A 22,311-nucleotide genomic window follows, 5' to 3' on the forward strand; every position below is an offset into this window, starting at 1 on the left:
CATCTTTTCATAAAGAGAAGAAAGCGAAACCAAAATTATGTACATATTGCTATGAACACTCATCACCGAAGTGATTTGGAATCATTGATTTAATTCTTTGATTACTCGCCAAACGGCAGAGTAATTTCGATTAACTCAACACCTGTGAGTGTCCACACAGATTTCTTGTTTAGATTGTTAAAGAGCACCTCAGTCTCATCAGAGAACCTGAGCACCACACTGGGCGATTAACGCTTCCAGTTGGCTAGGGCTGCGCATTCTACGCATTTCCCTTGTCGCGTCAAGGCGTTTTTGCAAACTTCTTGGCGCTTTCGAATCAACTGCACATTTTGCATTCGATTCACACTGAAACCGCATCCGCTTTCGCTGTCTGCCGTGTCAGTGGATGCGCATTATAGGCAGCAGAACTTTTTGTGCAAGCGCTTTTTGTAAGAAAGTTTCAATTAGTCGTTTAGACGCCTAGATATCCAGCAACATGCATAAAAAAGGGGCTAAACGCCCCTTTTTTCCTCATTTTGTTAACGAGAAACTAACTATGGACTGAAGAAGCGGGATTCTTGCTCGACTTCGACTTCCTCACCATCGATATGAGTTTTAACTTTTATTTCAATATTGGTTACTGAACTTGAAAGCTCTACGGGATCAACCCCAACACTTACCGGTAGCGTTAATACTTCTCCACCCGCAATGGTCACTGAAGTTGGACCATACCATTTGTAATTATTGAGGCCTTCAACACTCATGGTGTATTCGTGGGCTTGTTCAGTCTTATTGAGAATCTTTAGAGTAAAGGTGTTTTCAATCAATCCTTGATTATTTTCGCGATAGAGTTGATTACGGTCGCGGATAATATCCATACGTACAGGTGCAATTGTCGCACTCGCATAGATAAAGATCAGTATCATCACGGCCAGTACCACGCCATAACCCACTAGCTTAGGACGTAATACTTTCTCTTTTACCCCTTCGAGTTTATTTTCGGTGGTATAGCTAATCAACCCTAGAGGGTAACCCATGCGCTCCATGGTTTGATCGCAAGCATCGATACACGCACCGCAGTTAATACATTCGTACTGTAAGCCGTTACGAATATCGATACCTGTTGGGCATACTTGAACACAGAGATCACAATCAATGCAATCACCTAAGCCCATTTCTTTTGGATCGGCTTTACGTGAACGTGGACCTCGAGTTTCACCGCGCTTAGCATCGTAACCAACAATAAAGGTGTTTTTATCAAACATCGCAGATTGGAAACGAGCATAGGGGCACATATGGATACACATGATTTCACGCATCCAACCCGCATTACCATATGTTGCGAGGGTAAAAAACACCACCCAAAAATAGATGCCACCAGAAGCATTAAGGGTAAAGACGTCAACGTAGACTTCGCGGTTCGGCACAAAATAGGACACAAAAGTCATCGCGGTGAGTAGCGAAAGCACAATCCAAGCTGTGTGCTTTGCGGTTTTTCGCCAAATCTTGTCAAAACTCCATGGCATTTGATCTAGCTTGATGCGCTTATTGCGCGCACCCTCAAGCTTTTCTTCAAACCAGATGAACATAAAAGTCCATACGGTTTGAGGGCAGGTGTAACCACACCAAACTCGGCCAAGGTAGGTTGTCACAAAAAATAAGGCAAAAGCCGCGATCATAAAGAGTGCAGCAAGTAGGGTGAGATCCTGGGGCCAAATGGTTAAGCCAAAGACGTGGAATTTTTGTTCGCCTAGATTAAACCATACCGCTTGGCGGTCTCCCCAAGGGATCCAAGGTAAGATGAGGAAGAAGAGCATGGCAACCCAACCCATACGGCGGCGCAAACTGCTCCATAAGCCATCGATTGCTCGGACATAAATCCGATTGCGGGGGTTAAAACGATCAGCCTTATCTGCATCAGGCTGATGAATCTTAATTCGATTGGTTTTCGAATAGTCCTTGTTATTAGATTCTGCGTTCATCGTGACAGCCTTTTACTGCTTTAATATTGGACGAAAACTGGCTTATTATACCCATATTACTAATGGTTATTCACTTATGTTGGACTAAAAGATGAAAGGTTGGATCATATTAGCGTTCCTTTGTGGTGCATTATATTACTTATACACAGAAACCGACAAACTAGATGCACCTATAGCTAAAACAGAAGAAATGGTTCAGAAGATAGAAAATAAAGTGAGTTCAGCAATGGGAACTCAAATAATTAAAATGGATCAAAATCTAACAAAGGTCCGCAAGGATATATTAGAGCGCCTCTCTGCCGCCGAGGTTGAAGAATTTAATAAAATCCCACTGACTGAAGATGGCATTGCCGATTTTAAAGAAAGCTACTGCGGCACTAATGCAGGTACGCATTCTACCTTTAGCCAAGACAACTTGCTGTTTATCTGCGATAACCTCTAATCACACTCCAGAGACAAGCGGAATTTGGCATCCCATGCCTAAACGTAGCGCTTAGGTGATTGACCAACTGCATTATTCCGCCTAGCCTCAGAGCTTCAATAACATAGGCCTTATAATCATGACTAAACCAGTATCAGACACTTTTGATCCTACATTGTGGGATCAAGTCAACGGATTTAACTTCACCGATATTACTTACCATAGAGCCAAAGCCCACGGCACTGTACGTATCGCCATCAATCGTCCTGATTGCCTCAATGCCTTTCGTCCAAAAACAGTCGATGAGTTATATATCGCCCTCGATCACGCTCGCCAATGGTCCGATGTTGGTTGTGCCTTACTCACAGGCAACGGTCCCTCAGCAAAAGGACAATACTCGTTCTCCTCCGGCGGCGATCAACGCATTCGTGGTAAAGATGGTTATAAATATGAAGGCGCTGAAGAAGGTAAAGCCGATTTAGCCAGAATGGGGCGTTTACATATTCTCGAAGTGCAAAGATTGATCCGCTTTATGCCTAAAGTTGTCATTGCGGTCGTTCCTGGCTGGGCCGTGGGTGGCGGACACAGTTTGCATGTGGTTTGCGATTTAACCTTAGCGTCCAAAGAACATGCCATATTCAAGCAAACGGATCCTGATGTCGCGAGCTTCGATTCAGGCTACGGCAGTGCTTATCTTGCTAAGATGATTGGTCAAAAACGCGCCCGCGAAATCTTCTTCTGCGGCTTTAATTACAGTGCCGATGAAGCCTTTGCCATGGGCATGGTCAATAAATCGGTTCCCCATGCTGAACTCGAAGTCGAAGCATTAAGATGGGCCAAAGAGATTAACTCTAAATCCCCAACAGCGATGCGCATGTTGAAGTACGGTTTTAACATGACCGACGACGGCATGGTCGGCCAGCAACTATTTGCCGGTGAAGCGACACGCTTAGCCTATGCCAGTGCAGAAGCCCAAGAAGGGCGTGATGCCTTCCTCGAGAAACGCGATCAAGACTTCTCAGCCTTCCCTTGGCATTATTAATCGCGACTCATTGCAATATAAAGCCCTCAACAGAGGGCTTTATACTTTTTAACGCTTATAGATAGAAAAAACCGTTTAAACTAATCTCAAAATACGGGTTTAAATTTTAATGAGAATTGTTATCATCTAATTATTCCCAAAAGGGGCTGACATTAGAGGATAGAATCATGACCAAGACACTTACTTTTGCCGTATTACATTTCAGCGTTGCTTTTACTGTCACTTATTTATTAACAGGCAGTGTGCTTATTGGTGGGGCAGTCGCATTAGTAGAGCCCGCAATTAATACTGTGGTGTTTTATTTCCACGATAAAGTATGGAAACGTTTAGAAGCAAAAAAGCAACACGCGCTTGATGCGATAACAGCTTAATAGCCTAAGCCACCAGCAAATAACTCTAATTAAGCCCCAATAAAAAACCGCCTAACTGGCGGTTTTTTATTGGCTTTGATTTATTCCACCGTCACCGATTTAGCAAGGTTGCGCGGCTGATCCACATCGGTGCCCTTGATTAAGGCAACATGGTAAGAGAGCAACTGTAATGGGATAGTGTAAATCAGTGGCGCCATAAAAATATCGCAGTGCGGTACAGGGATCACTTTCATGGTGTCGTCAGACTCGAACTCCGCATCCACATCGGCAAACACATACATTAAACCGCCACGGGCACGCACTTCTTCAACATTAGATTTCAGCTTCTCTAATAATTCGTTGTTTGGCGCCACCACAATCACGGGCATATCGGCGTCAATCAAGGCCAGTGGGCCATGTTTTAATTCGCCAGAGGCATAAGCCTCTGCATGAATATAAGAGATTTCTTTAAGTTTAAGCGCGCCTTCCATCGCAATCGGGTATTGATCGCCACGACCAAGGAATAACGCATGGTGTTTGTCAGCAAAGTCTTCTGCCAGTTCTGCAATCGCATCATCTAAGCCTAATGCTTGCTCCACTTTAGCAGGCATAGACTGTAGGCTTTGGGTGATCTCGGCCTGCATTTGCTCAGACATGCCATTATGGCGACCGATCACCGCAGTCAACATTAACAAACCTGCCAGCTGTACAGTAAAGGCCTTGGTCGAAGCAACGCCAATCTCAGCACCCGCTTTCATCATGTACGCCATATCTGACTCACGCACCAAAGAAGAGCCAGGCGCGTTACAGATGGTCAGTGTCGCCTTATAGCCCATTTCTTTGGCTAGGCGCATCGCTGCAAGCGTATCGGCAGTTTCACCGGATTGAGAAATGGTCACCAACAGGCTGTTGGGGAATAAATGCGACTTGCGGTAGCGGAATTCAGAGGCAATTTCGACGTTACAAGAAACACCCGCCCAATCTTCTAACCAATAACGTGCCGCCATGCCCGCATGGTAGCTAGTACCACAAGCAATAATCTGTACGTGTTTAATATCTTTTAAGAATTCAGCGGCATTATCACCAAAAGCCGTGTCGAGCACTTGTTTGTTGGCGATGCGGCCTTCAATAGTACGCGTCAGTGCCAGTGGCTGCTCATAGATTTCTTTGAGCATATAGTGGCGATATTCGCCTTTGTCGCCAGCATCGTGGGTGATTTCTGACTCTTTAACTTCGCGCTCAACTTTATTGCCATGCACATCGAAAATGCTCACAGTGCGACGAGTCACTTCGGCCACGTCACCCTCTTCTAAAAAGGCGAAAGAGCGGGTCACAGGCAGCAGCGCCAGTTGGTCAGAAGCGACAAAGTTTTCACCTAGACCAAAACCAATCACCAGCGGGCTGCCAGAACGGGCCACGACCATACGCTCACTATCACGACGGTCGATAACTACAGTGCCATAGGCGCCTTCAAGTTGTTTAACAGTGGCTTGTACCGCAGCAAGTAAGCTGTCGTTTGTTTTTAATTGGTGATGAACTAAGTGGCAAATCACTTCGGTATCGGTATCTGAGCTGAAGTGGTAGCCGTGTTCTTTAAGCATTTCGCGCAGTTTATGGTGGTTTTCGATAATACCATTGTGTACAACGGCAATATCACCTTCAGATAAATGCGGGTGAGCATTACGCTCGCTTGGCTCACCGTGGGTCGCCCAGCGTGTATGCGCAATCCCAGTGCCGCCCGCTAACGGGTCGGTTTCGAGTGCAGCAGACAGTTCCTGCACTTTACCAACGCGGCGCGTGCGATTGAGTTCGCCATTGTGGATCACGGCAACACCAGCAGAGTCATATCCACGATATTCTAAACGACGTAAACCTTCGACCAGAATTTCGGCCACATCCCTTTGCGCCACAGCGCCAACGATTCCGCACATAGTTTTTACCTATAAAATGAAAAATAAAAATGAAGGTTTTTAGTCATTTGCTCATATGTTCAACATAGCGAAATAACTAAGGCGAGTAGGGCGCTAAGATGACTTTGACGCCTTGCTCGGTAATTTGCTTAAGGGCGCTCTCTTCGATGCGCGCATCGGTGACTAACACGCTAATTTTCGACCATGGCAATTCTAAATTAGGGATCCGCTTGCCAATTTTGTCCGAATCCACCATTACGATAACTTCGCGGGAAACCTCAGCCATCACCTTACTTAAACCTGTCAGCTCATTAAAGGTGGTGGTGCCACGGGCTAAATCGATACCGTCGGCACCGATAAACAGTTGGTCGAAGTTGTAGGAGCGTAATACTTGCTCGGCGACTTGGCCTTGAAAGGATTCAGAATGCGGGTCCCAAGTTCCACCGGTCATCAATAAGGTTGGCTCGTTTTCAAGCTCGTGAATCGCATTAGCCAAATGCAGGGCATTGGTCATCACCACCAGCCCACGCTTTTGGTTTAGTTCAGCAATCAAGCCAGAGGTGGTGGTACCGCTATCGATAATGATGCGATTGTGATCTTTAATGAGCTGCGCGGCAGCTTTAGCAATGGATAACTTGTTAGGCGCAATCTTGGCAGAAAACTGTTGCGTGACTTCATCAGGAATAGCCACAGCACCGCCATAGCGGCGCAGCAGTAATCCGGTTTTTTCAAGTTCGGCCAGATCTTTACGAATGGTGACTTCAGAGGTTTCGAAACGTAATGACAACTCATCGACACTCACTTCACCCTGTTCATTCAGAATGCTGATAATGCTGTGGCGTCGTTGCTGTGTATTTCGTTTATTCATAAAACCTTTCAGTTAACTTTCGATTCGAAAGGTACATTATAGTGAAACGAAACTTTTTTGCTAGTATTCGAAAGGTGTTTTTAGCGTGAGAGTGATGGAATGGATGAGTTTTTAAAATTAACCTAATGAAAAGCAATAAAAAAGCAGTTCACCTATCGATGAACTGCTTTAAGGGAGCTAAAACTTAAGCTTAGAAAGTGAAGTTAGAACTTAGCTTCAAGTGCCACGCTGAAGTTACGATCTTGGCCGATAGTGACCATCTTATCGCTACCGCCATCTAAGTATTCAGTATCAAACAGGTTTCTCACGTTTGCACGGATGCTAACGTCTTTACCCATAATATCCGTAGTATAGGCAGCACCAACATCAAAACGGACGTAACCATCTTTGGTAATGGTATTTACATCATTAGCAAAACGCTCACCAACGTAGATAGCGCCAAAGTTCATCGCAAAGTTGTCAGTTACTTCGTAACGAGTCCAGATATTGGCAGACCATTTAGGGGCATCAATAGGAGTTTTACCATCTAAATTCTTGCCACCGATTTTGCCTGCACCCGTATTATATTCCGCATCTAAATACATCATAGATGAAGTCACAAACCAGCTATCACCTAACTGGCCTTGGGCACCAACTTCAAAACCACGGTGATGTTGCTCACCACCTTGAGTGGTTATTGTTTTATCACCATCACTTGTTACTGGAATATCTAGCACTGTTGTGACATTGGACACGGTTATATCAAACAGAGCAGCAGTCAGCAGTAGACTGTCATTAAAGAGCTCCCACTTCGTTCCCAATTCATACTGAGTGCCATACTCAGGTTTTAGATTAGCCCCTTGATTCACATCTTCGGAACTGGTTACAGATCCTTGCGGGGTAAAGCTTTTTGAATAGTTAACATAAATACTGCCATTATCCATAGGCGAATAAATCACCCCAAATTTAGGCGATACGGCATAGCTGTTACCGCCAGCGGTATCTTTTTTCTGTTCGTCATACCGTACACCAGCAAGCAACTTCCATTGCTCATTTAATGTCATTAAATCCTGCAAATAGAAACCGTAATACTTGTATTCACTTGGGTTGCTTAGCTGACCTTGATGATAATCAAGATCTTGCTGAATAATTGGTTGCCCAGGAATTACACGCTGACTTTTGCCTTTCTGAATTTGCTGCTGGTAGAAATAGTCTAAATAGTTAGCACCAATAAGGAATTGATGCTCCATTCCTGCCAAAGAAAATTCACCCGTGAAATCCACATAGGCCGTTTTATGCTGCCAATCGTCATAACGATCGAATGGTTTGATGTTATAACCATCTTTGAATGGATCTTCAGAGCCTTCAATCAAACTTGGCGCAGAGTCTAAACGTTGGCGATTAAATTGTTGATCGTTGTAGCCGACTTTCACTTTCCAGTCGTTAGTCATTTGCCAAGTTAGATCAGCACCTAAATTTGAGACGGTATTATCGGTAAAGGCCCAAGGCGCATCCCATACGGTTTTACGCTCGCCAATCACATTGCCTTGTTTATCTAACCAGCCACCCGCATCGATGCCCGCTTTGTCTTGGGTATGGTCATACTTAACCGATAACAGCAAATCATCACTGATATCAAATTCCAAATTCAAATATCCTAACCAACGATCACGCTCTTGGTTTTCATCGGTAGTTGAATATTCGCGCCAGTATTTAGTGTCTTGTTTGACTAACACACCACGATAACGAATGCTCTGCGCTTCGTTTAAGCTGCCACCCGCATCTAACTGCGCACGGGTAGAGCCGTAGCCATCAGTATCAAAACCTAAATCGAGCATTGAATCGTAGGTCGGCTTTTTGGTGACCATATTCACCAAACCGCCAGGTCCTGATTGACCATACAGCATACTTGAAGGGCCTTTAAGCACTTCAACCTGCTGCAGCGTTTCGATAGGTTGAACGTAATGAGACCATTGCTGGTGGCCATTGATGAGATAACCATTACCCGAATCGAGTTCGAAGCCACGGATACTGAAGACTTGACGGTTCCAACGGGTGGTTCCCGCTGTCACACTTGAATCGTTTACCAATACTTCGGCAAGGTTTGTTGCTAATTGCTCATCGGTAACAAAGTCAGGGATCACATTAACAGACTGTGGGGTATCCATTAAGTCAATATCGCCACGCATAGCGCCAGATGCACTACCGACTTTATAATCGTTAAAAGTACGGCCTGTTACATTAATACGTTCAATGTTTGCATCGTTTGGCGCTTCTGCCATAACAGGCATCGCCATTAATGCGGCCCCTACGGCCAAACCCACAACTGAATATTTAAATACCATTGCCAACACCTCAAGTAGACCTTTCGTCTTAGAATTGCAGGCAATATAAATAAGAATTGTTTTTATTTAAGGTTCTTTACATGAATTTACAATCTTGCGTGATACAGATCAAAATTAAACAAAAACAACAAATTGCTCATACCATAAAAGCATTAACGCAATATTAATTCGACTATTTTTGTAAAACTAAGGATTTTGACCTTTGACAAAAAACATAAAGCGGCTAATTGCCGCCTTATATTACAAAAGATTAGCTGTTACTTCTTTATTTTAACCGGGCGTTGCCAGCCTGTGAGGTGTTTTTGTTTAACGCGGGTGATCACTAATTCATCTTCGCCCACATCACGGGTAATTGTTGACCCTGCACCGAGCGTCGCGCCTTTACCAATAGTCACTGGCGCCACCAGTTGAGTATCACTCCCCACAAACACATTATCTTCAATCACAGTGAGATGCTTATTCGCCCCATCGTAATTGCAGGTGATAGTGCCCGCGCCAATATTCACACCCGCACCAATTTGCGCATCACCTAAATAGGCTAAATGGCCCGCTTTAGATCCCACACCTAAAACGGCTTTTTTCATCTCAACAAAGTTGCCGATATGGGCATCTTGCATTAATTCTGCACCAGGACGTAAACGGGCAAAAGGCCCTGCGCTTGCAGCAACACCCAGTTTAGCGCCTTCGATAATAGAGTAAGGTTTGATCTCGGCATTATCGGCAATTTCAGTGTCGATGATGATCGCACCCGCACCAATAGTGACATTATTACCGATCACCACTTTGCCTTCGAATATCACGTTCACATCGATCATCACATCCATACCGACGGTCACTTCGCCACGGATATCAATACGGCTTGGGTCACGCAGATTAGCACCAGCGATCATCAGCTTTTCGGCTTCACGGGCTTGGTAAGCTCGCTCTAATTGGGCGAGCTGCACGCGGTTATTGGCGCCTTCCACTTCTATAGCAGATTGTGGTTGAGCGGTATTAATCTCCACGCCATCAGCATGGGCCATGGCGATAATATCCGTTAGATAGTATTCGCCTTGGGCATTGTTATTCGATAAACGGTCAAGCCACGTTTTCAATGCATTACCTGGAACCGCCATAATGCCAGTGTTGACTTCATTGATGGCAAGCTGCTCGGGATTAGCATCTTTTTGCTCAACAATACCAACCACCTTGCCTTGCTCACGCACGATACGGCCATAGCCCATTGGATTAGCAAGATTAACCGTTAAGATTGCCACGCCATATTCAGGACGTGCAGCAAGTAATGCTTCGAGGGTTGAGGCTTGGATTAATGGCACATCACCGTAAAGGATCAGTACAGTATCATTATCGTCGATATTCGGAATTGCCTGCGCCACAGCATGACCAGTCCCCAACTGCTCCGCTTGCAAGATCCAATTCAGCTTTTGTTCGCCCAATGTGGATTTTAATTTATCGGCACCGTAGCCATAAACGAGCTGAATTGCATCGCTGCCAATACTGTGTGCAGTATCAATAACATGCTGCACCATGCTCTTATGGGCGATAGGATGTAATACCTTAGGAAGATCCGAGCGCATTCTGGTTCCTTTTCCTGCTGCTAAGATCACTACATTTAATGCCATTGCCATATCCTTGATTAAATCCCAAAGGGGTAAACTGAGGTCGATTTAGTGGCCCGATTTTAACGGAAAGGCGGCGTAAAAGCGAAAGGCGGATGTATAGCTGTCACAGAAAAAGCCAACAAAAAAGGCGGGTATCTTTCGATAACCGCCTTTTATCACAAACAATAACCTTATCTGGCAATGTTTTTCTTGATGGTTTCAACAACACGTAATTGAGCCATTGCTTTCGCTAACTCAACCATAGCGGCATCATAATTGAAGTCCGCACCCGCAGTTGCCATATGGGCTTCTGCACGACGCTTAGCTTCTAATGCTGCCTGCTCATCAATATCTTTGGCACGCATAACCACATCAGCCAACACAGAAACAGAAGAAGGTTGTACTTCTAGTAAACCACCAGAAAGGTAAAACACTTCTTCGTTACCGTCTTGTTTGACGATGCGCGCCATGCCAGGTTTGATATAGCTTAACAGTGGAGCATGGCCATGCATGATGCCCAACTCACCTTCAGAACCGGTCACTTGTAGGCTAGCTACGCGACCAGAGAAGATGCTGCTCTCTGCGCTGACTATATCAAGCTGTACTGTCATGGCTGCCATCCCGTTCTCCTTAAAAAACTAAGTATGACTACTTAGTTATTTCTTTTTGTTAGCTTTCTCGACAGCTTCGTCGATAGAACCAACCATGTAGAACGCTTGTTCTGGAATGTGGTCGAACTCGCCACTCAGAATTCCCTTGAAGCCACGGATAGTGTCTTTCAGAGAAACGTACTTACCAGGAGAACCAGTAAAGACTTCTGCTACGTGGAAAGGCTGAGACAAGAAACGCTCAATCTTACGTGCACGGGAAACGGTCATCTTGTCATCATCTGACAATTCGTCCATACCCAGAATCGCAATAATGTCTTTCAGCTCTTTGTAGCGTTGCAGAACAGTTTGTACACCGTTAGCTACGTCATAGTGCTCTTGACCAACCACTAATGGATCTAATTGACGTGAAGTCGAATCCAATGGGTCAACCGCTGGGTAAATACCCAGAGAAGCGATTTGACGTGACAATACAACAGTCGCATCTAAGTGAGCGAAGGTTGTTGCTGGTGACGGGTCAGTCAAGTCGTCCGCAGGTACGTATACCGCTTGTACAGAGGTAATAGAACCCGTCTTAGTTGAAGTAATACGCTCTTGCAGAACGCCCATTTCTTCAGCCAGAGTGGGTTGGTAACCTACCGCAGAAGGCATACGACCTAACAGTGCTGATACTTCAGTACCGGCTAGGGTGTAACGGTAGATGTTGTCAACGAACAACAGTACGTCACGACCTTCGTCACGGAATTTCTCAGCCATAGTCAGACCAGTCAGTGCTACACGCAGACGGTTTCCTGGTGGCTCGTTCATTTGGCCATACACCATGGCTACTTTGTCGAGAACGCCAGAATCCTTCATCTCGTAGTAGAAGTCGTTACCCTCACGAGTACGCTCACCTACACCGGCGAATACAGAAAGACCTGAGTGAGCTTTAGCGATGTTGTTAATCAGTTCCATCATGTTAACTGTCTTACCAACACCCGCACCACCGAACAGACCTACTTTACCACCCTTAGCGAATGGACATACAAGGTCGATAACCTTGATACCAGTCTCTAACAGTTCAGTCGTGTTTGATTGCTCTTCGTATGAAGGAGCTGCACGGTGAATCACATAACGTTCTTCTTCACCGATTGCACCCGCTTCATCAATAGGGTCGCCTAAAACGTTCATGATACGGCCAAGAGTGGCTGTACCAACAGGAACAGAAATAGGTGAACCTGAGTTTACTACCTCAAGACCACGACGCAGACCATCAGAAGTACCCATAGCGATGGTACGAACTACACCACCACCTAGTTGTTGCTGAACTTCCAGCACCAAACCATTACAGGAGCCTTCACCTGTGATCTTCAGAGCGTCATATACCTGAGGTACGGCATCTTGTGGAAACTCTACGTCCACAACCGCGCCAATCACTTGGACAACAGTACCTGTGCTCATGATTAATCCTCTAAAACTTGTATTCGTTACCTAACCTAAACCGCAGAGGCACCAGAAACAATTTCCGACAGTTCCTGCGTAATAGCAGCCTGACGAGCCTTGTTATAGACCAATTGCAAATCGTCAATTAGTGTACCCGCGTTGTCAGTTGCCGCCTTCATAGCCACCATACGGGCAGCTTGTTCAGAAGCAATGTTTTCAACAACACCTTGGTAAACCTGAGATTCTACATAACGAACCAATAAGGTATCCAAAAGGGCTTTTGGATCAGGTTCGTAGATGTAGTCCCAACGATGAGCAACCTCATCATCTTCCGATTTAGGCAAAGGTAGCAGCTGCTCGATCACAGGAGTCTGCGTCATAGTGTTGACAAACTTGTTGAACACTACATACAGACGATCCAGTTTGCCTTCGTTGTAAGCTTCTAACATGACCTGCACAGTACCAATTAAGTCATTCAATTTAGGTGCATCACCTAAACCCGATGCTTGTGCCGATACTTGTCCGCCGAAGCTTTTGAAAAACTGCACACTACGAGCACCAATTGGGCAAAATTCAAATTCTGCACCTTGCTCTTTCCAGCTTTTCACGTCTGCGACAACCTTTTTAAAGAGGTTGACGTTCAGACCACCACAAAGGCCACGGTCGGTTGCTACAACAATGTAACCAACCCGCTTAGCCTCTCTCACCTCCAAGTAGGGGTGTTTATACTCGAGAGAACCTTGCGCTACGTGACCGATCACCTTACGCATGCTTTCCGCGTATGGACGGCTCGCAGCCATGCGTTCCTGCGCTCTGCGCATTTTGCTGGCTGCCACCATTTCCATGGCGGACGTGATCTTCTGAGTGTTTTTCACACTCGCGATCTTGGTTTTAATCTCTTTAGCGCCGGCCATCTCTACTCTCCAATCTGGACCTGAGGTGCCTTAAGACACCTCTATCATTGTTACCAGGTTTGGGTTGCTACGAACTTGTCGAGGCCAGCTTTTAATTCAGCTTCGATATCGGCGTTATAATCGCCAGTCTCGTTGATAAGCTTGATTAAAGCAGCATGCTCGCTGTTCATGTACGAGAGCAGAGCGGCTTCGAAATCACCAACTTTTTTCAGCTCAACGCCCTTCAGGTAACCTTTTTCAGCTGCGAAAATTGACACAGCTTGAGCGGCTACGCTCATAGGAGCATATTGTTTTTGCTTCATCAGTTCGGTAACACGCACACCATGCTCTAGTTGAGCACGAGTTGCATCGTCAAGATCAGATGCAAACTGTGAGAACGCAGCAAGTTCACGATACTGTGCAAGAGCGGTACGGATACCACCAGACAGTTTCTTGATGATCTTAGTCTGAGCCGCACCACCAACACGAGAAACAGAAATACCTGGGTTAACCGCTGGACGTAAGCCAGAGTTAAACAGATCGGTCTCAAGGAAGATCTGACCGTCAGTAATCGAAATTACGTTGGTCGGTACGAATGCAGATACGTCACCCGCCTGAGTTTCAATAATAGGCAGCGCGGTTAAAGAACCAGTTTTACCTGTTACTGCACCTTTAGTGAACTTTTCTACATACTCTTCGTTTACGCGTGAAGCACGCTCTAATAAACGAGAGTGTAGATAGAATACGTCACCAGGATAAGCTTCACGGCCTGGTGGACGCTTCAGCAGTAACGAGATCTGACGGTAAGCAACAGCTTGCTTAGACAGGTCATCGTATACGATCAGAGCATCTTCACCGCGGTCGCGGAAGTATTCACCCATAGCACAACCAGAGTACGGTGCTAAGTATTGCAGTGCTGCAGCTTCAGAAGCTGTTGCAACCACAACGATAGTGTTAGCTAATGCACCGTGTTCTTCTAGCTTACGTACTACGTTAGCAATAGTAGAAGCCTTTTGGCCTACCGCTACATACACGCACTTAATGCCAGAATCACGTTGGTTGATGATTGCATCGATCGCCATCGCTGTTTTACCAGTTTGACGGTCGCCAATGATCAATTCACGTTGGCCACGACCGATTGGGATCATAGCGTCAACGGCTTTATAACCAGTTTGAACTGGTTGATCTACTGACTTACGTTCGATAACACCTGGAGCAATCACTTCAACAGGAGAGAAACCATCGTTGTCGATCGCTCCTTTACCGTCGATAGGCTCACCCAGAGTGTTAACTACGCGGCCTAACAGGCCACGACCGACTGGAACTTCCAGAATACGGCCAGTAGTTTTAACTTTTACGCCCTCTGCTAAATCAGCATAAGGGCCCATTACTACGGCACCGACAGAATCACGTTCAAGGTTCAACGCGATTGCAAAACGGCTACCAGGCAGTTCGATCATTTCACCTTGCATCACATCGGCTAGGCCGTGGATGCGGATAATGCCGTCACTTACCGCAACGATAGTTCCTTCGTTACGAGATTCGCTAACGACTTCGAACTGCTCGATCCGCTGCTTAATCAGATCGCTGATTTCAGTGGAATTCAGTTGCATGCTCAAACTCCCAATTACGACTGCAGCTTTTCAGACAGACGCGATAATTTACCGCGGACAGAGCCATCAATGACTAAGTCTCCTGCCTTAATGATTACACCGGCGATGAGCGCGGCGTCAGTGCTGCAATTCAGCTTAACTTTGCGTGCGAGACGTTTCTCTAAAGAAATACTGATCTGCTGCTGTTGTTCAGAGCTGAGCTCAGCTGCAGAAACCACATCGGCTTCCACTTCTTTTGCCCACTCATTACGGTATTGAGCAAAAAGCTCAGATACAGCAGGTAGTACCTTTAAGCGACCGTTTTCAGCCATTACCTTTATCAAGTTCTGACCTTGCTCATTGATTTGCTCACCACATACACTAATAAAGAGTGCGGCAAGTTTAGTGCTGGCTAAAGAGCCAGTCAGCAGTGGCTTCATGGTTTCGTTTTCACTAACCAAAGCGGCAAACGTGAGCATTTCTGCCCAGTTATCCACTGCATTGTGTTCAACAGCAATGTCAAAAGCTGCCTTTGCGTAAGGGCGAGCGATGGTGGTTAATTCAGCCATAACTCAAACTCCCTTATCAAATTTCAGCGACAAGTTTATTAACTATGTCACTGTGGGCGGCTGGATCAATAGAACGCTCAAGGATCTTCTCAGCACCCATGATGGCAAGAGTAGCAACCTGCTTGCGCAGATCCTCTTTCACGCGATTACGTTCAGCTTCAATTTCTGCTTTACCCTGAGCGATGATTTTTGCACGCTCAGCGTCTGCTTCGGTTTTAGCTTCTTCCACTATTTGAGCTTTACGCTTGTTAGCTTGCTCAATAATTTCGTTAGCCGTCACCTTGGCTTCTTTTAGTTGGTCAGTCGCTTTCGCTTGAGCCAACTCTAGGTCTTTTACCGCACGATCAGCATCAGCTAGACCGTCAGCAATCCTTTTTTGGCGCGCTTCGATGGCATTCATCAAAGGGGGCCATACAAACTTCATGCAGAACCACACGAAGATGATAAAGGCGACCGTCTGACCGATTAGGGTAGCGTTGAAATTCACAACAGCCTCCTATTTAGAGTTAAGACAGAAGCGTTTTTTTACAGCATTGCACCCAGCGGGTTGGTGAACAGCATGAATAATGCGATACCAACACCGATCATAGTTACGGCGTCGAGTAGACCCGCTACGATGAACATTTTAACTTGCAGCATAGGAGCCATTTCTGGTTGACGCGCAGCGCCTTCCAGGAACTTGCCACCTAATAAGCCGAAACCGATTGCAGTACCAAGAGCACCCATACCAATCAGCAGAGCAACAGCGATAGCTGTCATGCCTAAAATCGTTTCCATCTGTATCTCCAGTATCTAAAATCTAAATCTAATTAGTTGATGATTTAGTTTAAAATTTCTTCAGCAATCCTTAATGATCTTCATGGGCCATGCTTAAATAAACAATGGTCAGCATCATGAAGATAAACGCCTGCAGCGTGATAACCAAAATGTGGAAAATTAACCAACCTAGTTGCAGAGTCACACCTAGGGAAGATAATAACAAGTTGGTTCCATACATCAGCGCAATAAGGATGAAGATCAACTCACCTGCGTACAAGTTACCAAATAGACGCAATGCCAATGAAATTGGCTTAGCGATTAAAGTAACAGTCTCTAATAGGAGGTTGACGGGTATCATTGCCTTATGGTTAAAGGGCTGTAGCGTCAGTTCTTTAACAAAACCAGACACGCCTTTGACCTTAATGCTGTAGTAAATAATCAGCACAAACACACCGATAGCTAAGCTGAAGGTGATGTTTACGTCAGTCGTCGGAACCACTTTTAAGTACGGAATTCCTGCTAAACTTGCTAACCAAGGTAGCCAGTCTACAGGGATCATATCCATGAAGTTCATCATGAATACCCACATAAAAATGGTCAGAGCTAAAGGCGCGATCAGGGCATTGCGGCCATGAAAACTTTCTTTCACGCTGTTATCAACGAACTCTACGATCATCTCGATAAAGCACTGAAGCTTACCGGGAACACCTGAAGTCGCTTTTTTACCAACACTACGGAAAATCCACAGGAACAGAACACCAAGACCAACCGAAAAGAACAACGAATCAATGTGCCATGTCCAGAAACCTTCACCAACGTGTAGGTTGGTAAGGTGATGCTGGATATAGCCCTGCGGTGTTAACGCTTCACCAGGTGCAGCCATGATTCATCCCACTTAACTTTGCTTGAAGTATAAAGGAGCTGTCCAATGCACGATTAACGTCAGCACGTAACAAACAAAAAGCGGCATAAATGCGACCTTAAGATTGATAAACACTAGCGAAAACATTGCTATGGTTAACAGCAACTTTACCGCTTCCCCCCAGTAAAAAGTTTTAATCACTTTTGCAGCTGAACTTGCTCCCGTATGGGAGAAAGCGAGGGTCGCGAATACAAAATTAGGGAGTACAGCAATTGAACCACCTGCTAACGCAGAATAGCCAAACTGAACTCCCCACACGACGAAAAAGAGAATTGAAGCACCCCCAGCCACCGCCGCCTGCATCATCACCAATTTATAGGCTGACCACCGGCCACGGCGCGCTAAAACCTTACTCAACTCATCTTCTCCGCATTTATACTTTTTGTTTCGATGACCGGATGACAAATATCCGTATTTATGTCCATGCACAAAAAGCTTGCGAAAGTATACCTTTTCACGCCTTCATTGCAACTTAGAGATAAGGAAAAACAGCACTTTTAACGTGATATAGCGCCAAAACAGTCAAAATCCAAAATTAACGAATGTCACAAACTTACATTAAAAACTGTTAATCTACAGACATTAACGAATTTTGCTAAGAATTCCGTCTAATTCAGCCAGATTCTGATAGTTAATTACAATTTTACCCTTACCCTTACTACTATGAGCTATCGAAACTTTGGCACCTAATCTTTCAATTAACTGCTGCTCTAAACGACAAACATCTTGATCTTTAGTCGTAGTTTCGACGGGTTTGGGCGGATTTAAGGTTTGATTAATTAATCGTTCAGTTTCACGAACGGTTAATTCCTTGGCAGCTACTAATCTCGCCAGATTTGTTTGTTCTTCACCCTCAATTGCGAGTAAAGCGCGCGCATGGCCCATATCAATATCGCCATACTCGAGTAGACGCTTAACCGGTTCATTTAAACCGTTTAAACGCAACAAGTTAGATACACTCGCCCGAGATTTTCCCACAACATCGGCAACCTGTTGGTGAGTCAGTTCAAATTCTTGCATTAAACGTTGTAATGCTATGGCTTCTTCCATCGCATTTAAGTCTTCACGTTGAATATTTTCGATCAACGCGATAGCAACAGCAGCTTCATCGGGAACAGGTTTTACAATACAGGGGATTTTATCCACACCAGCCAATTGAGAAGCACGCCAACGGCGTTCACCCGCGATGATCTCATATTGGGTCTCACTCACAGGGCGTACCACAATTGGTTGGATAATGCCTTGATTGCGAATCGAATGGGCTAATTCTTCCAAGGCTTCGGGGGACATGTCTTTACGTGGTTGATACTTACCTGGCTGTAAAAGGTCGAGATCCAAATGAATCAGCTCTTCTTTTTTCTCAACAACAGCCACTTCTTCCGTCTGTTTTTTATTGGCGGCGTGACTGTGACTCAGTAAAGCATCTAGCCCTTTACCTAACCCTCTTTTCTTTAACGTCATGGTTATCCTTTACGCTCGCTTAACCTGAATGTTCTGTTCGGAACGGCGGATCATCTCACCAGCCAATGCCAGATATGCTTTAGCGCCCGCGCTCGACTTGTCGTAATACATCGCTGGCGCACCAAAGCTCGGCGCTTCAGCCAAACGCACATTTCGAGGGATAACAGTACGGTAGACCTTATCACCAAAATGTTGTTTTAGCTGATCGGACACATCATTTGAGAGACGATTACGCGGATCATACATAGTCCGTAGAATCCCTTCGATACCCAGCCCAGGGTTAACTACGGCCGCCAACTTGGTAATGGTATCAATGAGCGCAGTTAAGCCTTCAAGCGCAAAATACTCACACTGCATAGGTACGAGCACAGAATCCGCTGCTGACATGGCATTAACCGTCAACATGTTGAGCGAAGGAGGGCAATCGATAAAGATATAATCGTATTGATCTTTTATTGGCGCCAGCGCATTACGCAGGCGAACTTCACGGGCGAAAAACTCCATCAGCTTGATTTCAGCAGCAGTGACATCACCATTACTGGCAATCAGATCGTATTTACCCGCGGTATCTTTCACCACTATGTCATCAAAGGGCTTTTCTTCTACCAATAATTCGTAAGCCGTATTTTCGACTTCATATTTATCGACGCCACTGCCCATGGTGGCATTACCCTGAGGATCGAGATCGATGAGCAGTACTTTGCGCTTAGTCGCCGCTAAAGAAGCCGCTAAGTTGACACACGTTGTTGTTTTCCCTACGCCACCTTTCTGGTTGGCCACGGCAATTACTTTACCCACAATGTCACCCTGTATGTAAATTCTGGTTTATTGCCTACTTAAAAATCCATGCAAATATGAGGAGCTTTAAGCCTGTTATTCTTTGATTATTTTGAGTAAATGTCTTTGCTCATCGAGTCTAGGAACCTTGAGTTCGATCGTTTCTGTTATCGCAAAGCCAGTAGGAATGTGTTGCATTTCGTCATCGCTCAATTGCCCCTTAAGCGCATAAAATTGCCCATGTTCAGCGGGTAAATGATGGCACCATGTCAACATATCATGGATTGACGCAAAGGCACGGCTCAGCACACCATCAAACTTTTGCTCTGGTTGATAGGCCTCAACTCGACTCTCTATTGAGCTAACATTATGAATACCTAATTCAAAGGCGACCTGCTTTTGAAAACGAATGCGTTTACCTAAGCTATCGAGTAGTACAAAGGTTTTATCTGGATTCATAATCGCCAGCGGAATACCTGGAAGCCCAGGTCCAGTGCCCACATCAATAAAGCGATCACCTTGCAGATGTTTCGAAACCACTAAGCTGTCCATAATATGACGGACAAGCATGATCTCAGGATCCCTTACAGACGTTAAGTTATAGGCTTTATTCCATTTGTTGAGCATGCCAACAAAATCAAGCAGTTGTTTTTTCTGCTCAGCGGTGGCGGGCAGATTAATTTCGGCTAAATAGGCCTCTAACTGGGCAGATAACACTGAACAACCTCAATACAGATGCGATGATAAACTCGTTGGCTATTATGAAGCCCTGAAACGTCGAAGGGAAGCCTGAATGCTTCCCTTCTGCGACCAAACTGGCGATTAAGCTCGCTTTTACGCGCTCTTGCGTAATAAACCGCGTTTTTTCAAATGTACAAGCAGAATTGAAATTGCTGCGGGAGTAATACCTGAAATACGAGATGCTTGGCCAATGGTTTCGGGCTTATGGCTATTTAACTTAGCGATAACCTCATTTGACAAACCTGGAACCTCTTTATAATCAAGGTTTAATGGCAGCCCCGTATTTTCGTTACGTACCGCTTTATTGATCTCTTCTTGCTGACGTTGGATATAACCCGAATACTTCACTTGGATTTGTACTTGCTCTGCGGCAAGAGGATCGGCAAGACCAGGGCCAAAACCTTCAATCTGCATCAGTTTGTTATAATCCATTTCAGGACGACGGAGTAATTCTTCAAAAGATGCTTCGCGAGAAATCGGCGTGTTCAAGTGTGGATTTAACACTGGCACCAATGGTGAATTAGGATGGATCCATTGGCTACGTAGACGCTGCAGCTCTAATTCGATCGATTCCATTTTTTCACTGAATGCAGCCCAACGAGCATCATCTACTAAACCGAGCTCACGCCCTTTGGCTGTTAAACGCAGATCGGCGTTATCTTCACGGAGCAATAAACGATATTCCGCACGGCTAGTGAACATGCGGTAGGGTTCTTTCGTACCTAAGGTTGATAAATCATCAACCAATACGCCAATGTAAGCTTCATCACGGCGAGGGCACCATGCTTCTTTACCTTGAACTTGCAATGATGCGTTCATCCCCGCAAGTAAACCTTGGGCACCCGCTTCTTCATAACCTGTAGTGCCGTTGATTTGGCCTGCGAAAAACAAACCATTGATGGTTTTGGTTTCTAATGAGTTTTTAAGATCTCTAGGATCAAAATAATCATACTCAATTGCATAACCAGGACGCACAATCTCAGCATTCTCCATGCCTTTGATCGAACGAACTAAATTTAACTGCACATCAAATGGGAGGCTAGTGGATATGCCGTTAGGGTAGATCTCGTTAGTGGTTAATCCTTCCGGCTCGATAAAGATCTGGTGCGATGATTTATCTGAAAAACGATGGATCTTATCTTCAATTGACGGACAGTAACGTGGGCCGATCCCCTCGATCACCCCCGAATACATTGGGCTTCTATCTAAGCCTCCACGAATAATATCGTGAGTTTTTTCATTGGTATGAGTGATCCAGCAAGAAATCTGTTTCGGATGATGGCTCACATCACCCATAAATGACATCACAGGTAGTGGCGTATCGCCTTTTTGCTCGGTCATTTGCGAAAAATCAATGGTATTGGCATCGATACGTGGTGGTGTACCGGTTTTTAAACGGCCAACACGGATAGGCAACTCGCGTAAGCGATGGGCAAGTGCGATAGATGGCGGATCGCCTGCACGACCGCCGCTGTAATTCTCTAAACCGATATGGATCTTACCACTGAGGAAAGTTCCAGCAGTTAACACTACTGCTGATGCTTCAAAGGCTAAACCCATTTGGGTAACTACACCCACAACGTGATCGTTTTCCACAACAATATCATCTACTGCTTGTTGGAAAATACGTAAATTAGCTTGGTTTTGCAGAATATTTTGGATCTTTTGACGATATAAAGCGCGATCTGCCTGAGCTCGAGTGGCTCTTACTGCTGGACCTTTACTCGAGTTTAATGTTCTAAATTGGATCCCTGCATAGTCGGTAGCGATCGCCATTGCACCGCCTAAGGCATCGATTTCTTTTACCAAATGACCTTTACCAATACCCCCGATCGCAGGGTTACATGACATTTGGCCTAAAGTATCAAGATTATGCGTTAGCAATAATGTCTTAGAGCCCATTCTTGCTGCTGCTAATGCGGCTTCAGTTCCGGCGTGACCACCACCAACAACAATAACATCAAACCGTTCATGAAAATGCATGACCTTACCTTTAATAACTTATGAGACCCAACAAGAGCCGATCATTTTAGCATTTGCTTTGAATCAGGTGAATGATCATTTTTCGAAAATAGATCCGGTGGATCGGG

21 protein-coding genes are annotated in these 22,311 nt (G+C 45.2%); 3 read left to right on the plus strand and 18 right to left on the minus strand.

From position 1 onward, the window contains the following. Positions 1-533: 533 nt before the first annotated feature. Positions 534-1,961, minus strand: a complete 1,428-nt coding sequence (ccoG, locus tag SO_RS22030) for a cytochrome c oxidase accessory protein CcoG (protein WP_011074321.1) — start codon at positions 1,959-1,961, stop codon at positions 534-536. Between the two features lie 91 nt (positions 1,962-2,052). On the opposite strand from ccoG, the gene SO_RS22035 reads away from it, so the two are divergent. The 3 genes from SO_RS22035 (at position 2,053) to SO_RS22045 (ending at position 3,795) form a co-directional block, all read left to right on the plus strand. Then, positions 2,053-2,403, plus strand: coding sequence for a hypothetical protein (locus SO_RS22035; protein ID WP_011074322.1), 351 nt, complete (start codon positions 2,053-2,055; stop codon positions 2,401-2,403). A gap of 118 nt (positions 2,404-2,521) precedes the next feature. Beyond that, the gene (locus tag SO_RS22040; protein WP_011074323.1) at positions 2,522-3,424 is read left to right on the plus strand and encodes a 1,4-dihydroxy-2-naphthoyl-CoA synthase; all 903 of its coding nucleotides are present in this window, start codon (positions 2,522-2,524) and stop codon (positions 3,422-3,424) included. Positions 3,425-3,591: 167 nt separating this feature from the next. Next, positions 3,592-3,795: a DUF2061 domain-containing protein gene (locus SO_RS22045; protein WP_011074324.1), complete on the plus strand. Its 204-nt coding sequence runs from the start codon at positions 3,592-3,594 to the stop codon at positions 3,793-3,795. An 80-nt stretch (positions 3,796-3,875) separates the two neighbouring features. On the opposite strand, the gene glmS is transcribed toward SO_RS22045, so the two are convergent. The 17 genes from glmS to mnmG all read right to left on the minus strand — a co-directional run bounded on the left by glmS (position 3,876) and on the right by mnmG (position 22,204). Continuing rightward, positions 3,876-5,705 carry a glutamine--fructose-6-phosphate transaminase (isomerizing) gene (glmS, locus tag SO_RS22050; RefSeq protein WP_011074325.1) on the minus strand — a complete coding sequence of 610 codons (1,830 nt, stop codon included), beginning with the start codon at positions 5,703-5,705 and terminating at the stop codon, positions 3,876-3,878. A 76-nt stretch (positions 5,706-5,781) separates the two neighbouring features. Then, positions 5,782-6,552, minus strand: a complete 771-nt coding sequence (locus SO_RS22055) for a DeoR/GlpR family DNA-binding transcription regulator (protein WP_011074326.1) — start codon at positions 6,550-6,552, stop codon at positions 5,782-5,784. Positions 6,553-6,755: 203 nt separating this feature from the next. Beyond that, a complete protein-coding gene (locus tag SO_RS22060) occupies positions 6,756-8,876 on the minus strand; it encodes a TonB-dependent receptor (RefSeq protein ID WP_011074327.1) in 2,121 nt (706 codons plus the stop codon). Between the two features lie 257 nt (positions 8,877-9,133). Continuing rightward, entirely contained in the window at positions 9,134-10,498 is a 1,365-nt protein-coding gene (gene glmU, locus SO_RS22065) for a bifunctional UDP-N-acetylglucosamine diphosphorylase/glucosamine-1-phosphate N-acetyltransferase GlmU (protein WP_011074328.1), read from the minus strand. 170 nt (positions 10,499-10,668) lie between these two features. Next, positions 10,669-11,097, minus strand: a complete 429-nt coding sequence (locus SO_RS22070) for a F0F1 ATP synthase subunit epsilon (RefSeq protein ID WP_011074329.1) — start codon at positions 11,095-11,097, stop codon at positions 10,669-10,671. A 36-nt stretch (positions 11,098-11,133) separates the two neighbouring features. Then, on the minus strand, positions 11,134-12,525 hold the full coding sequence (gene atpD / locus SO_RS22075) for a F0F1 ATP synthase subunit beta (RefSeq protein ID WP_011074330.1): 1,392 nt from the start codon (positions 12,523-12,525) through the stop codon (positions 11,134-11,136). Between the two features lie 35 nt (positions 12,526-12,560). Continuing rightward, positions 12,561-13,421 carry a F0F1 ATP synthase subunit gamma gene (gene atpG / locus SO_RS22080; protein ID WP_011074331.1) on the minus strand — a complete coding sequence of 287 codons (861 nt, stop codon included), beginning with the start codon at positions 13,419-13,421 and terminating at the stop codon, positions 12,561-12,563. Positions 13,422-13,471: 50 nt separating this feature from the next. Next, the gene (gene atpA / locus SO_RS22085) at positions 13,472-15,013 is read right to left on the minus strand and encodes a F0F1 ATP synthase subunit alpha (RefSeq protein ID WP_011074332.1); all 1,542 of its coding nucleotides are present in this window, start codon (positions 15,011-15,013) and stop codon (positions 13,472-13,474) included. A 14-nt stretch (positions 15,014-15,027) separates the two neighbouring features. Next, complete coding sequence (gene atpH / locus SO_RS22090; protein ID WP_011074333.1) at positions 15,028-15,561, minus strand: F0F1 ATP synthase subunit delta; 534 nt, start codon at positions 15,559-15,561, stop codon at positions 15,028-15,030. A gap of 16 nt (positions 15,562-15,577) precedes the next feature. After that, positions 15,578-16,048 carry a F0F1 ATP synthase subunit B gene (gene atpF / locus SO_RS22095; protein ID WP_011074334.1) on the minus strand — a complete coding sequence of 157 codons (471 nt, stop codon included), beginning with the start codon at positions 16,046-16,048 and terminating at the stop codon, positions 15,578-15,580. 38 nt (positions 16,049-16,086) lie between these two features. Further along, positions 16,087-16,338 (minus strand): F0F1 ATP synthase subunit C, encoded by a 252-nt coding sequence (gene atpE / locus SO_RS22100; RefSeq protein ID WP_006083840.1) that lies wholly within the window; start codon positions 16,336-16,338, stop codon positions 16,087-16,089. A gap of 70 nt (positions 16,339-16,408) precedes the next feature. Beyond that, positions 16,409-17,203 carry a F0F1 ATP synthase subunit A gene (gene atpB / locus SO_RS22105; protein WP_011074335.1) on the minus strand — a complete coding sequence of 265 codons (795 nt, stop codon included), beginning with the start codon at positions 17,201-17,203 and terminating at the stop codon, positions 16,409-16,411. A 12-nt stretch (positions 17,204-17,215) separates the two neighbouring features. Further along, positions 17,216-17,599, minus strand: coding sequence for an ATP synthase subunit I (locus SO_RS22110; RefSeq protein WP_011074336.1), 384 nt, complete (start codon positions 17,597-17,599; stop codon positions 17,216-17,218). Positions 17,600-17,824: 225 nt separating this feature from the next. Next, positions 17,825-18,703: a ParB/RepB/Spo0J family partition protein gene (locus SO_RS22115; protein ID WP_011074337.1), complete on the minus strand. Its 879-nt coding sequence runs from the start codon at positions 18,701-18,703 to the stop codon at positions 17,825-17,827. A gap of 9 nt (positions 18,704-18,712) precedes the next feature. Beyond that, positions 18,713-19,501, minus strand: a complete 789-nt coding sequence (locus SO_RS22120; protein ID WP_011074338.1) for a ParA family protein — start codon at positions 19,499-19,501, stop codon at positions 18,713-18,715. Between the two features lie 75 nt (positions 19,502-19,576). Beyond that, on the minus strand, positions 19,577-20,197 hold the full coding sequence (rsmG, locus tag SO_RS22125) for a 16S rRNA (guanine(527)-N(7))-methyltransferase RsmG (protein WP_011074339.1): 621 nt from the start codon (positions 20,195-20,197) through the stop codon (positions 19,577-19,579). A 117-nt stretch (positions 20,198-20,314) separates the two neighbouring features. Further along, the gene (mnmG, locus tag SO_RS22130) at positions 20,315-22,204 is read right to left on the minus strand and encodes a tRNA uridine-5-carboxymethylaminomethyl(34) synthesis enzyme MnmG (RefSeq protein WP_011074340.1); all 1,890 of its coding nucleotides are present in this window, start codon (positions 22,202-22,204) and stop codon (positions 20,315-20,317) included. Between the last annotated feature and the right edge of the window lie 107 nt (positions 22,205-22,311).

This window comes from Shewanella oneidensis MR-1, assembly GCF_000146165.2.
Classification (GTDB): domain Bacteria; phylum Pseudomonadota; class Gammaproteobacteria; order Enterobacterales; family Shewanellaceae; genus Shewanella; species Shewanella oneidensis.

Bases quoted from the DNA above. Each gene is read 5' to 3' on its own strand.
- atpB (WP_011074335.1), bottom strand. From the start codon at position 17,203: ATGGCTGCACCTGGTGAAGCGTTAACACCGCAGGGCTATATCCAGCAT.
- SO_RS22060 (WP_011074327.1), bottom strand. From the start codon at position 8,876: ATGGTATTTAAATATTCAGTTGTGGGTTTGGCCGTAGGGGCCGCATTA.
- SO_RS22055 (WP_011074326.1), bottom strand. From the start codon at position 6,552: ATGAATAAACGAAATACACAGCAACGACGCCACAGCATTATCAGCATT.
- atpD (WP_011074330.1), bottom strand. From the start codon at position 12,525: ATGAGCACAGGTACTGTTGTCCAAGTGATTGGCGCGGTTGTGGACGTA.
- ccoG (WP_011074321.1), bottom strand. From the start codon at position 1,961: ATGAACGCAGAATCTAATAACAAGGACTATTCGAAAACCAATCGAATT.
- SO_RS22070 (WP_011074329.1), bottom strand. From the start codon at position 11,097: ATGGCAGCCATGACAGTACAGCTTGATATAGTCAGCGCAGAGAGCAGC.
- SO_RS22045 (WP_011074324.1), top strand. From the start codon at position 3,592: ATGACCAAGACACTTACTTTTGCCGTATTACATTTCAGCGTTGCTTTT.
- atpH (WP_011074333.1), bottom strand. From the start codon at position 15,561: ATGGCTGAATTAACCACCATCGCTCGCCCTTACGCAAAGGCAGCTTTT.
- mnmG (WP_011074340.1), bottom strand. From the start codon at position 22,204: ATGCATTTTCATGAACGGTTTGATGTTATTGTTGTTGGTGGTGGTCAC.
- atpA (WP_011074332.1), bottom strand. From the start codon at position 15,013: ATGCAACTGAATTCCACTGAAATCAGCGATCTGATTAAGCAGCGGATC.
- SO_RS22115 (WP_011074337.1), bottom strand. From the start codon at position 18,703: ATGACGTTAAAGAAAAGAGGGTTAGGTAAAGGGCTAGATGCTTTACTG.
- atpE (WP_006083840.1), bottom strand. From the start codon at position 16,338: ATGGAAACGATTTTAGGCATGACAGCTATCGCTGTTGCTCTGCTGATT.
- atpG (WP_011074331.1), bottom strand. From the start codon at position 13,421: ATGGCCGGCGCTAAAGAGATTAAAACCAAGATCGCGAGTGTGAAAAAC.
- glmU (WP_011074328.1), bottom strand. From the start codon at position 10,498: ATGGCATTAAATGTAGTGATCTTAGCAGCAGGAAAAGGAACCAGAATG.
- SO_RS22035 (WP_011074322.1), top strand. From the start codon at position 2,053: ATGAAAGGTTGGATCATATTAGCGTTCCTTTGTGGTGCATTATATTAC.
- glmS (WP_011074325.1), bottom strand. From the start codon at position 5,705: ATGTGCGGAATCGTTGGCGCTGTGGCGCAAAGGGATGTGGCCGAAATT.
- SO_RS22040 (WP_011074323.1), top strand. From the start codon at position 2,522: ATGACTAAACCAGTATCAGACACTTTTGATCCTACATTGTGGGATCAA.